This window comes from Rhodospirillales bacterium, from assembly GCA_016872535.1.
Taxonomy (GTDB): domain Bacteria; phylum Pseudomonadota; class Alphaproteobacteria; order Rhodospirillales; family 2-12-FULL-67-15; genus 2-12-FULL-67-15.
This window is the reverse complement of sequence record VGZQ01000007.1, coordinates 36011-46734: the sequence shown is the minus strand read 5'-3', so window position 1 is coordinate 46734 and position 10724 is coordinate 36011. Positions and strand designations below refer to the sequence as shown.

The window sequence follows — 10724 nt, the reverse complement described above, 5'->3', positions numbered from 1 at the left end:
AAGGCAAGACCCCGGAAACGCCTGCCCATGTCCATGCCGCCTTCGGTCGAATGGCGCGTCTCCGATATTCCGGTCCCCTATCCGGAAGCGCTCGCCTTCATGGAGGCGCGGGTCGCCGACATCGGCCAAGGCCGGGCGCCCGAATGCGTTTGGTTGCTGGAACACCCGCCGCTCTATACCGCCGGCACCAGCGCCGACCCGGCCGAGCTGCTTCAGCCCGATCGCTTCCCCGTATTCCGCGCCGGCCGGGGCGGGCGCTACACCTATCATGGCCCCGGCCAACGGATCGCGTATCTGATGCTCGACCTTAATCGGCGGGGCCGGGACGTGCGCGCCTACGTCTGCCGCATCGAGGACTGGGTCATCGCCGCCCTCGCCCGGTTCGGGGTGCGCGGCTTCCGCCGCCCCGGCTACATCGGCATTTGGGTCGACCTGGCGGCCCACGGCGGCAGGCCGGGCGACGAGGCGAAGATCGCTGCCGTCGGCGTGCGGGTCCGCCGCTGGATCAGCTATCACGGCGTTTCGATCAATGTCGATCCCGACCTCGGCCATTTCGCGGGGATCGTACCGTGCGGCATCGCCGGCGGGCGCGTGACGTCGCTCCTCGATCTCGGCATCACCGCGAGTGCGGCCGACATGGATACCGCCCTGATGGCGACGTTCGCCGACGTGTTCGGAGAGAGCACCCAGTTGCCAGAGTTGCAAAAATAACACAAATGTTATATCAAGGATAATGGCCTGGACGGTCGAAACCCTGAGCGAGGCGGTGGACGACGAAATCGCCACCTTGCCGCCCAAGGTCCAGGCCAAGCTCTTGTGGATCATGGGGCAAATCGAGGCCCGCGGGCTACCGGCGCTTCGTCCGCCGCACATCGACCATCTCGGCGGCGGTCTTTACGAGTTGCGGGCCAAGGGCCAGGAGGGTGTTGGACGGGCACTATTCGTCACCCGGGGGGAACGGGTGGTCATCGTCCACGCCTTCCAGAAGAAAACGCAAAAGACGCCTGCGCGGAACCTCCGCCTGGCGGAACAACGAGCGAAGGAAGCGACATGACGACCTTAAAGCAATTGAAGCGGCGGCTTCTCCGAAACCCGGAAGTAAAAGCTGAATACGAGGCGTTGAAGCTGGAGGAAAAGCTGGCGGCGCGACTCATGCAAATTCGCCGCTCGGCGGGCCTCACCCAAAAGGAGTTGGCGACGCGGATCGGCGCGAAACAAGCCGCCATTGCCCGGATCGAATCAGGCCGGCATGTGCCGGAACTTGCGACCCTCGAAGGCTACGCCCTGGCGACCGGTCGCAAGCTGATCGTCGATTTCGTGCCGCTTAAGACTGAACCGAAAGGCACGGCTGGACGCACCGGGCGGAGAAAAACAGCAGCGGCCGCGTAATGGACGCCGTCCCCTTGCAATGCCGTCATTACCCTTCTCCACGCCGCGCCCAAATCTCAGGGCGCCGATGTTTCCCAGTTGCAAGATAATGACGGTAGTCTTCTATCAACTCTCTTGCCACGTCATCGAGCAATCCGAGCCTTTCCAGGAAAGCTTGAATCTCGTCCGGCCCTGGTCGATCAAAACTGGCAGAGAATTCTTCGATGAAATTATTCCATTCACGCCGTTTTTTAGAATCGAGTCGATTGGCCAACCGATTGCTTAGAATATAACCAACGTAATCAATGACGACCCAGCGACGGTCTGTTAGTGCGATCTCGTCGATGCGTGCCTGAGAGAGGCCAACATCGCGCAGTATTTCGAGAACTTGTTTTTTTGTGCGTCTTTGTCTGCCGGAGTCCCTCTTCCGCCCCAACGGCCGCCACCGACGATCAAGTCAATTAGCAAGGGTCCCATCATTGCAGCGAGGTTTTGCAACTCTTGCAGGGTGGTTTCCGCTCGCCGAACAACTTCGCGGGTCTTTGCCTCGATACCAGATGACGAGGCTTTGAAAGATTCTATATGCTCGAAGTTCCCAATGAGAGCAGCCAGCGTTGCCCCCATTAACGCCGCCGTTAAATATTTCCCCGACCACTGCGGAGATACCAACAGACCAAATAAAAGCGAGAACAACAATGCTGCCGCGATCGCGTTAAATACAATTGATCGCGGAGAAGTGACGATACGATTAATTATTTCCCGCCACATAATCAAACGCTCGATCGCTGGATGAATCCGGCGCCGCCGGGAGGATCGCACGGTTCGACCGCGACATCCTCCACCCGCGCCGCCGGGGGGCCTCGCCGGCACGCGGCGATCATTTCGTCGACCTTGGCGCGCGGCCCCGAAAATACCGCCTCGACCGCGCCTCCGGCGCGGTTGCGCACCCATCCCGCGAGCCCAAGACGGCCGGCTTGTTCCACCGTCCAGGCGCGGAACCACACCCCCTGAACGCGCCCCGTAATCACGACTCGAACGGATAATGTTTCTTCCGACTCGGGCGTCATCTGTACGTCAACGGAACTCCAGAATCACCTGATCGACGGTCAGGCTGTCGCCGGACTTGGCCTTGACTGCGGCAACGGTGCCGTCACGTTCCGCGCGCAGGACGTTTTCCATTTTCATCGCTTCAATGACGGCCAGCTCCTCGCCCGCCTTCACCTCTTGGCCTTCGGAAACGGAGACCTTTACCAACAGGCCGGGCATCGGCGACAGCAGGAATTTCGAGGTGTCGGCGGCCTTCTTGACCGGCATCAGACGCCACAGCGGTCCCACGTGCGGGCCGAACACCAAGGCGTCGGTTTCGGTGCCGGCGTGGGACAGACGGTAGGCAATGCCGCTGCGCTCGACCTGCAGGCAGAGCGGCTCGCCGTCAAAATCGCCTTCGAACAACGGCTCGCCCAGAGTCCAATCGGTGCGGATACGAAAAGGACGGCCGGCGAGTGTGCCCTCGAACCCGTTCGCCGTGCGTGTCACCACGACCGAATGTTCGCTCTCATCGATGCGAACGACCCATTCATTGGCGACGCGACGTTCGTGACCGGGAACCTGGCCGGCGATCCGCGCCGCCCGCTCCTGGTAGGCGTGATGAACAACGGCCGCCGTGGCCACCAGCACGCTAGGACGATCGTGGACCGCGTCCGCGGGATGGAACCCGTTGGGATATTCCTCGGCGATGAAGCCGGTCGACAGTCGCCCTTCCTTGAAACGGGAATGGGCCATCAAGGAAGCGAGGAACGGGATATTGTGGTTGACACCCCGAATGTAGAACTCATCGAGCGCGCGCGCCATGCGCCCGATCGCTTCCGCGCGGTCGCGACCGCGGGTGATCACCTTGGCGATCATCGGGTCGTAATGAATCGAGATTTCGCTGCCCTCGGTGATGCCGGTATCGACCCGGACGTCGTCGTTTTCCCTCGGGGGGCGATAGCGCGTCAGGCGCCCGATCGACGGCAGGAACTTGCGGAACGGGTCTTCGGCGTATACGCGGGATTCCACCGCCCAGCCGGTGAGCTTGATGTCCTTTTGCGAAACCGGCAGACGTTCGCCCGCCGCGACGCGGATCATCATTTCCACCAGATCGAAGCCGGTAACCATCTCCGTCACCGGGTGTTCGACCTGAAGCCGCGTGTTCATTTCCAGAAAATAGAAATTGCGTTCCTGATCGACGATGAATTCGACCGTCCCGGCGGAGGAATAGCCGACCGCTTGGGCCAGCGCGACCGCCTGCTCGCCCATCGCCTTGCGGGTCTTGGCGTCGAGCAAGGGCGACGGCGCCTCCTCGATAACCTTCTGGTGGCGGCGCTGGAGTGAGCATTCGCGCTCGCCCAGATAGACGACATTGCCGTGGGTGTCGCCCATGATCTGAATTTCGATGTGGCGCGGGTTGCGCACGAACTTTTCGACGAACACGCGGCCGTCGCCGAAACTCGATTGCGCCTCGCTGGTGGCGCGGACGAATCCTTCGCGGCATTCGTCGTCGTTGTCGGCCAGGCGCATGCCCTTGCCGCCGCCCCCGGCGGAGGCCTTGAGCATGACCGGATAGCCGATGGCGCGCGCCGCCTGGACCGCCGCGTCGGCGTTCTCGAGCGCGGCGACGTGGCCGGGAACGGTGCTGACCTTGGCCTTGGCCGCCAGCTTCTTCGATTCGATCTTGTCGCCGAGCGCCTCCATGGCTTCGGGCGAAGGCCCGATGAAGGTGATCTTGGCGTCGCGGAGCGCGCGGGCGAACACCGCCTTTTCCGACAAAAAGCCGTAGCCGGGATGGACCGCTTCCGCGCCGGTTTCGCGGACCGCCTTCAGGATGTTGTCGATGACCAAATAGCTTTGGGTCGACGGCGCGGGACCGATCGCCACCGCCTCGTCGGCCATTTCGACGTGCAACGCATTGCGGTCGGGCTCGGAATAGACCGCGACCGTCTTGATGCCGAGGCGCCGCGCGGTCTTGATGACCCGGCAGGCGATCTCGCCGCGATTGGCGATCAAGATCTTCTTGAACATCGTCGGTTATCCGTTGCGGCTCGGCGGCGCTTCGCTTCGGCGCATAAACACATCGAACAAGCCCATGACGTAAGCGGCATGGACGGCCAACACCCCGCCGTAGCCAACCATCGGCCACATGAACCACGGATTCTCCGGCATCGTCGTCATATTGACGACCACGAGGACGAGCATCACCGCAAAATAAACCGTTAAATGCCGGCCGAAGCCGAGCAATCGGGCGCGCGCCGTCTTTTCATTGTCTTGGATATCGCGCATGAGCGGACTACAACGGAATGTTGTCGTGCTTCTTCCAGGGATTTTCGAGGATCTTGTTGCGCAGCATCTTGAGGCTGCGGCACAGGCGGACGCGGGTGTTGCGCGGCATGATCACGTCGTCGATGAACCCGCGATGGCCGGCGATAAACGGGTTGGCGAAGCGCTGGCGGTATTCCTCGGTGCGCGCCGCGATCTTGGCGGCATCGCCGATATCCTGGCGGAAAATGATCTCGACCGCGCCCTTGGGCCCCATTACCGCGATTTCGGCGCTCGGCCAGGCGAAATTGACGTCGCCGCGCAGGTGCTTGCTGCTCATGACGTCGTAGGCGCCGCCGTAGGCCTTGCGGGTGATGACGGTGATCTTGGGTACCGTCGCCTCGGCGAACGCGAACAGCAATTTGGCGCCGTGCTTGATGATGCCGCCGAATTCCTGCGTCGTGCCCGGCAGAAATCCCGGCACGTCGACGAAGGTCAGGATCGGGATGTTGAAACAATCGCAGAAACGCACGAACCGGGCGGCCTTGATCGACGACGCGATGTCGAGGCAGCCGGCCAGCACCATCGGCTGATTGGCGACGATGCCGACGGTCGAGCCTTCCATCCGCCCGAAACCGGTGATGATGTTGCCCGCGTAATTGGGCTGTATTTCGAAGAAATCGCCCTCGTCGAGAACCTTGAGGATCAACTCCTTCATGTCGTAGGGCTTGTTCGGGTTGTCGGGAATCAGGGAGTCGAGCGATTCCTCCACCCGATCCGCGCTGTCGGGGGTGGGTCGCGACGGCGGCTTCTCCTTGTTGCTGCCGGGCAGGAAATCGATAAACCGGCGGAGCGACAACAACGCCTCGATGTCGTTGTCGAAGGCGCGGTCGGCGACGCCGGAACGGGTGGTGTGGGTTTGCGCCCCGCCGAGTTCTTCGTGGGTGACTTCCTCGTGCGTTACCGTCTTCACCACGTCGGGCCCGGTCACGAACATGTAGGAGCTGTCGCGCACCATGAAAATGAAATCGGTCATGGCCGGCGAATAGACCGCGCCGCCGGCGCAGGGTCCCATGATCACCGAGATTTGCGGCACCACGCCCGAAGCCAAGACGTTGCGCTGGAACACTTCGGCGTAGCCGGCGAGCGAAGCGACGCCTTCCTGAATGCGCGCGCCGCCGGAATCGTTCAGTCCGATGACCGGCGCGCCCACCTTCATCGCCTGGTCCATGATCTTGCAGATCTTTTCCGCGTGCGATTCGGACAACGAACCGCCGAAAACGGTGAAATCCTGGCTGAATACGAACACCAGCCGGCCGTTGACGGTGCCGTAGCCGGTCACCACGCCGTCGCCCGGAATGGCTTGGTTGGCCATACCGAAATCGACACAGCGGTGCTCGACGAACATGTCCCATTCCTCGAAGGAGTCGGGGTCGAGCAGGACGTTGATCCGCTCGCGCGCCGTGAGCTTGCCCTTGGCGTGCTGGGTCTCGATGCGCTTTTCGCCGCCGCCCAACCGGGCGAGACGGCGTTTTTCATCGAGCTGACGGATGATGTCGTGCATAAGCGGTTCGCTTGCGAATCGGAGCGTGGAGGTTGAAAGGCGGCCCCGACGGAATGGCTTGGTATCCGCGATGGTGAGCCATCCCTTATAGAAACGCCACGGCAGACCCTTCAAGCCCGCCAAAGAGTTCTTGTTATGCCACCCTTTAGGGTGGGGTTATGCTCCCCGCTAAACTAAGTGTTCAATTCGATCATAAATGGATATACATGCGGCCGAGGGATCGACTACCAAAAAACGGCGTCCATGAGCGCCACGTGGGAGCGTTTCCACGTACAAGAGATGAACTTCGGGGGAATTTTGAATCTGAAGTAAAGCCGTTTCCGTGCGCTCGGCGCGCGGCGGGTGTGGTTGTGTGTCGATTCTTGCTGACGGAGAAACCGGGTGGCGGATTTGGATTTGAATTTGAGCGGAATGTCCATCCTGGTGACGGAACGGCACCAGCAGATGCGCGGGATCGTGTGCGATATCCTGCGTCAGTTCGGCGTTCAAAAGGTCGCGCCGGCAGCCGCGGTTTCCGATGCCTTCGGCTATTTCGCCGAACACGGCGCCGACCTGATCATCTCCGATTGGTCTCCCGAGGTGGACGCGCTCGATTTCGTTCGGCGCGTGCGCCACGATCCGTTGAGTAAGGACTTCTACGCGCCTTTTATCGTCATTACCGCGTTTTGCGACTCGCAACGGGTTTATCTCGCCCGCGATGCCGGTATTCACGAATTCCTCGCCAAACCCTTTGCCGCGCAGCATCTTTTCTTCCGCATCCGCTCCATCATCGAACAACCGCGGCTGTTCATCCGTCTCGCCGACTTTTTTGGCCCGGATCGTCGCCGCCGTCGGATGGTATGGAACGGACCTGAAAGGCGCGAGCACGCAAATCGGACCAACACCGACCGGCGAACGAAGAACATTCCGGTCCACCCGGATCGACGCGGTCTCAAGGTGGTCGATTCCCGCCAGGAACAGCGAAGCTCGATCACGTCGAAAGATCGAGCCGCTTAACTCGTTTTTTCCCGCGCCAACCGTGCAAACCGCCCCGCCGCCGCCAAATCGGCGGCGATCGCGTCGCGCCGGCCGAGCGCTTCCCGATCTTCCCCCCAGCGCTCGTTTTGCCAAGTTTCGTCGAGAACGGCGAGCGCAAAAGCCTCCCCGCCGTCGATGCGCCCCTCGACCAGGGCGAGCGCCAGCACGAGAGATCCTCCGGCCGCGACGGCCACACCGGCGGCGGCGAGCGTCCATTCGTCGAGCGCGCCAACGGCGTCGTCCAACGCGGCCATGGCTTCGGGCGGTTGCCGGACCGGCATGACCCCGGTGCCCACCGCGAGGCGCGCCCCGTAACGTTCCGCCGCCCATGCAAGCCACGGCCCCCACGATGTTTCTTGCCGGCGCACCAAGTCGGCCGGCGCGTCGGCCCGTTGGCACAGCAGATCATTTCGCCCATAAGCCGCCACGGCGGAGCGGAACGAATTCCGATCTTCCCGCGCCCGGTCGATGGCGGTGTTGGCGATCCCGGTGAGCGGCATGGTAGCCGGCGCGATCACGCTCCCTTGCGAGGCCCATTCATCTCCGACCGCCTGGGCCAGCGCTTCGGTCGGCAAAATAAGCGGCCGTCCGAGCGGCGTCCGCACCGGCCGGTCGTCCAGGGCAATCGCGAAGCCCTGAGACGCCGTTCGCACGCCAACGGCCGCGTAAAATCGATCGCGCTTGCGCATGATCACGCTCAACGTCCGAGGATGCCCTTCAGGCCACGACCTATACCTTCGCCGAGCCCCCGCACCGCGTCGCCGATACCTTGCTTCTTCTCCTCGGCGGCCGGCTTCGGCTCCGCCGCCGCCGGCGCCGATGGCGAAGGTGCCGGCGCGAGGCCGAGCGCCACTTGGCACGGTGAAGGGTCGGTCTTCGCGCGCTCGCCGGTCAGCACCCCGGTAATGGTCGAAAGTCCCCCTGACACCACGCCGGTAACGGCGCCGGTCACGGCGCCGACCGTCCCGGTCACCGCGGCGAGGGGATCCAAGCCATACGTCGGTTCGGCGAATGTGCCCTCGATCCGCACCCGCCCGACCAGATTGCCGAGCCCGATACCGAACCCCTCGCGCGCCTCGGGCTTGAACGCGAAATTCAACGTCTCGGCGCCGAGATCGGCGCGTCCGCCTCCCGCGACGGTCATCTTGCCGGTCTCGATCGCAATCCCGTCGCGCGCCTCGGCCACGCCGCCGGCGATCTTGAATCGTGCCACCGCGCATCTGAGCGCGGTGAACTCGTCGGATTTGGCGAAAGGGTTGAACGCGGTCAAAATCTGGGTGACGGCATCGCCGCCCGCCAGATCGATATACTTGTTGCCGATCCGCCCCGGCCCGAGAACGATCTTGGCGTCGCCTTCGAGGCTCGCCATCAGCGCGCGCACCGAGTTGCCCGCGCCGCGCAGATCGACCGTCGCCTCGGCCTTGCTGTCCCAGACGGTCTCGGCCATGCCGAGATCGGCCAGCAAGCGGCCCCAGTCCACGTTGTCGCCCGCAAGGCGCAACGCCATCCGGATCGGGGCGCGCGCACCGTCGATCGACGCGTCCGCCTTGATCCGGCCGCCCGCCGCAACCAACGCGATCGGTAGCGCCAAACGACCGTCTTTCAACGTCAGATGCGCGTCCACCTCGCGCACCGTCAATCCGTTCGGCAATACGGCCGTCTCGACCCGATGCTTGACGTCCGCGTTGACGATGCGCAAGGCGTCCAACGGCAAGGGATCGTCCGGAAACACGCGGCCGCCCTTCGCGGATGGCTTCTCGGCCTTCGCGCCCGGGGGCAGCCACGCCTTGAGATCGACCCGCCGGGAATGCAGCGTGGCGGTAACGTCCGCCACGGGTGGCGCGAACGCGATGCGCGCCGATCCGGCAAAATCGCTTTGTCCAATGCCAGCCTCCAGATTTTCGATCGCGTAGGTGCGCCCCTGGCCCTTGATCCGAAACGCGGCCTTGAGCGGCCCGACCGCGGGCATATTTTGTCCCGGGGGCAGAAGGGCGGAAACGGAGTCGCCCGCAAGCGTGGCCTTGAAATCGAACTCCTTCGGTGCGCGCGGGTTCACAACGTGGCCGTCGACGGCCGCTTTCACCCCGGCGATTTCGATCTCCAGCCGAACGGGATAACGGGCATTTGCCTCCATCAGCGACTTGAGGGCGCCGATCCGCCCCGTGGCCGAAACCGCCCGTCCGTCGTGCGCCGCCTTAAGGGTCACGGCGATCGGACTTTCGGCATCCTTGCTTTCCAGGGCGAACGCCTCGACCGTCAGATTCATTGCGGTTCCGTCGCGCGCGTCGCGATAATCGATCCGCACGTCGCGGATGTCCACTTTGTCGAACACCGGCAGCGATCGGCTGTCGCCGGCGGGCCGGGCCGACGGCGGCCCGGCGGGCGCGATATCCCAGTTGGCGCGGCCCTGGCCGTCGATCTCGAACAGAGCGTCGAGGCCGCTCAGCACCATCCGATTCACGCGCACCTCGCCCCGGAGCAACGGCAACAGCTGGACTTCTGCCGCCAGGCGCTTGAGGACGATCATGTCCTTGCGCGAGCCCCAAGGGGCGTTGGCGAACGTCACGCCTTCGACCGCGAGCGCCGGATTGAGCGACACTTCCACCTTGAGCGGCCCCGCGATCACCAGTTCGCGCCCGGTCGCGGCCTTGACCTGGTCGGCGATCAAGCCGCGGTAGTTATCGAAATCCATGGACTTCAGAACCGCGACCCCGGCGACGATCACGGCGACGGCGAGCACAACGAAACCGCCCAGTATTTTTCCTAGGGTTTTCATGTCGCTTCCCCCATCAACGCCGCGAGGGCAGCCGGCAGCTCGGCAAAACGGGAGACGATGCAGTCGGCGCCGGCGGCGCGCAACTCATCGGCATGGTGATACCCCCACGCCACGCCTACCGCCCTGGTGCGGGCGGCGCGCGCCATCGTCATGTCGAAGGTGGTATCGCCGATCATCACCGTCGCCGACGGATCGGCACCCGTTTCGGCCATCGCCTTATGCAACATTTCGGGGTGCGGCTTGCCCGCGGCCCGGTCCGCCGTCTGCAAGGTGGCGAATCGATCGGCCAGCACATGGCGCTCCAGCGTCGCCATCAGGCCGCGATGGGACTTGCCGGTGGCGACGCCGAGCAGCCAGCCCGTCACGTTGAGACACTCGATGGCTTCGCGCGCGCCGGGATAGAGAGGATCTTGCACCAAATCCCTTGCGCGCAAATCGCGGAACACGGCGATGTAGTCGGCGTGGACGCGCTCGATGGTGCCGTCGGATTCGGTGGGCAATAGAGCGCGAATGGCTTCGAGCAAATGAAGGCCAACCACCCGGCGGATTTTCTCGGCTGACGGTTCCGCCAGCTCCTGGGCGGCACACGCCGCACGCATCGCCGCGACAATGGAATGCTGGCTGTCGACCAGAGTACCGTCGCAATCGAACACCGCGAGGCGAAGGGGTGGTGGTACGGTCACGGCCACCTCCTCGCGTTGCGCC

The 10724-nt window shown here is 63.6% G+C and carries 12 protein-coding genes; 4 read left to right on the top strand and 8 right to left on the bottom strand.

Annotated elements, in window-relative coordinates; genetic code table 11:
- Positions 1-27 precede the first annotated feature (27 nt).
- From lipB to FJ311_02845, 3 genes are read left to right on the top strand one after another with little or no spacing between them, the layout of a single operon-like run.
- Complete coding sequence (lipB, locus tag FJ311_02855) at positions 28-711, top strand: lipoyl(octanoyl) transferase LipB (GenBank protein MBM3950372.1); 684 nt, start codon at positions 28-30, stop codon at positions 709-711.
- Between the two features lie 22 nt (positions 712-733).
- Positions 734-1054: a type II toxin-antitoxin system RelE/ParE family toxin gene (locus FJ311_02850; protein ID MBM3950371.1), complete on the top strand. Its 321-nt coding sequence runs from the start codon at positions 734-736 to the stop codon at positions 1052-1054.
- The gene (locus tag FJ311_02845) at positions 1051-1389 is read left to right on the top strand and encodes a helix-turn-helix transcriptional regulator (protein MBM3950370.1); all 339 of its coding nucleotides are present in this window, start codon (positions 1051-1053) and stop codon (positions 1387-1389) included. Before FJ311_02850 ends, FJ311_02845 begins: the two co-directional genes overlap by 4 nt.
- Before the next feature lie 306 nt (positions 1390-1695).
- Here FJ311_02845 and FJ311_02840 read toward each other — a convergent pair whose 3' ends face one another.
- The 5 genes from FJ311_02840 to FJ311_02820 are packed head-to-tail and all read right to left on the bottom strand — an operon-like array spanning position 1696 to position 6226.
- The gene (locus tag FJ311_02840; GenBank protein ID MBM3950369.1) at positions 1696-2136 is read right to left on the bottom strand and encodes a hypothetical protein; all 441 of its coding nucleotides are present in this window, start codon (positions 2134-2136) and stop codon (positions 1696-1698) included.
- Positions 2137-2138: 2 nt separating this feature from the next.
- Positions 2139-2435, bottom strand: a complete 297-nt coding sequence (locus FJ311_02835) for an acylphosphatase (GenBank protein ID MBM3950368.1) — start codon at positions 2433-2435, stop codon at positions 2139-2141.
- 7 nt (positions 2436-2442) lie between these two features.
- Complete coding sequence (locus FJ311_02830) at positions 2443-4428, bottom strand: acetyl/propionyl/methylcrotonyl-CoA carboxylase subunit alpha (protein ID MBM3950367.1); 1986 nt, start codon at positions 4426-4428, stop codon at positions 2443-2445.
- A gap of 6 nt (positions 4429-4434) precedes the next feature.
- On the bottom strand, positions 4435-4686 hold the full coding sequence (locus FJ311_02825) for a 2TM domain-containing protein (protein MBM3950366.1): 252 nt from the start codon (positions 4684-4686) through the stop codon (positions 4435-4437).
- A 7-nt stretch (positions 4687-4693) separates the two neighbouring features.
- Positions 4694-6226 carry an acyl-CoA carboxylase subunit beta gene (locus FJ311_02820; protein ID MBM3950365.1) on the bottom strand — a complete coding sequence of 511 codons (1533 nt, stop codon included), beginning with the start codon at positions 6224-6226 and terminating at the stop codon, positions 4694-4696.
- 402 nt (positions 6227-6628) lie between these two features.
- On the opposite strand from FJ311_02820, the gene FJ311_02815 reads away from it, so the two are divergent.
- Entirely contained in the window at positions 6629-7222 is a 594-nt protein-coding gene (locus FJ311_02815) for a response regulator (GenBank protein ID MBM3950364.1), read from the top strand.
- Here FJ311_02815 and FJ311_02810 read toward each other — a convergent pair.
- The 3 genes from FJ311_02810 to FJ311_02800 are packed head-to-tail and all read right to left on the bottom strand — an operon-like array spanning position 7219 to position 10708.
- Complete coding sequence (locus tag FJ311_02810; GenBank protein MBM3950363.1) at positions 7219-7932, bottom strand: ATPase; 714 nt, start codon at positions 7930-7932, stop codon at positions 7219-7221. The genes FJ311_02815 and FJ311_02810 overlap by 4 nt on opposite strands.
- Before the next feature lie 8 nt (positions 7933-7940).
- On the bottom strand, positions 7941-10019 hold the full coding sequence (locus FJ311_02805) for an AsmA family protein (protein ID MBM3950362.1): 2079 nt from the start codon (positions 10017-10019) through the stop codon (positions 7941-7943).
- Complete coding sequence (locus FJ311_02800) at positions 10016-10708, bottom strand: HAD-IA family hydrolase (GenBank protein MBM3950361.1); 693 nt, start codon at positions 10706-10708, stop codon at positions 10016-10018. Before FJ311_02800 ends, FJ311_02805 begins: the two co-directional genes overlap by 4 nt.
- Positions 10709-10724 lie beyond the last annotated feature (16 nt).

Excerpts from the sequence above, each read along its gene's own strand:
- FJ311_02830 (MBM3950367.1), bottom strand. The coding sequence starts at position 4,428 with ATGTTCAAGAAGATCTTGATCGCCAATCGCGGCGAGATCGCCTGCCGG.
- FJ311_02845 (MBM3950370.1), top strand. The coding sequence starts at position 1,051 with ATGACGACCTTAAAGCAATTGAAGCGGCGGCTTCTCCGAAACCCGGAA.
- FJ311_02835 (MBM3950368.1), bottom strand. The coding sequence starts at position 2,435 with ATGACGCCCGAGTCGGAAGAAACATTATCCGTTCGAGTCGTGATTACG.
- FJ311_02825 (MBM3950366.1), bottom strand. The coding sequence starts at position 4,686 with ATGCGCGATATCCAAGACAATGAAAAGACGGCGCGCGCCCGATTGCTC.
- FJ311_02820 (MBM3950365.1), bottom strand. The coding sequence starts at position 6,226 with ATGCACGACATCATCCGTCAGCTCGATGAAAAACGCCGTCTCGCCCGG.
- FJ311_02840 (MBM3950369.1), bottom strand. The coding sequence starts at position 2,136 with ATGTGGCGGGAAATAATTAATCGTATCGTCACTTCTCCGCGATCAATT.
- FJ311_02810 (MBM3950363.1), bottom strand. The coding sequence starts at position 7,932 with ATGCGCAAGCGCGATCGATTTTACGCGGCCGTTGGCGTGCGAACGGCG.
- lipB (MBM3950372.1), top strand. The coding sequence starts at position 28 with ATGTCCATGCCGCCTTCGGTCGAATGGCGCGTCTCCGATATTCCGGTC.
- FJ311_02850 (MBM3950371.1), top strand. The coding sequence starts at position 734 with ATGGCCTGGACGGTCGAAACCCTGAGCGAGGCGGTGGACGACGAAATC.
- FJ311_02805 (MBM3950362.1), bottom strand. The coding sequence starts at position 10,019 with ATGAAAACCCTAGGAAAAATACTGGGCGGTTTCGTTGTGCTCGCCGTC.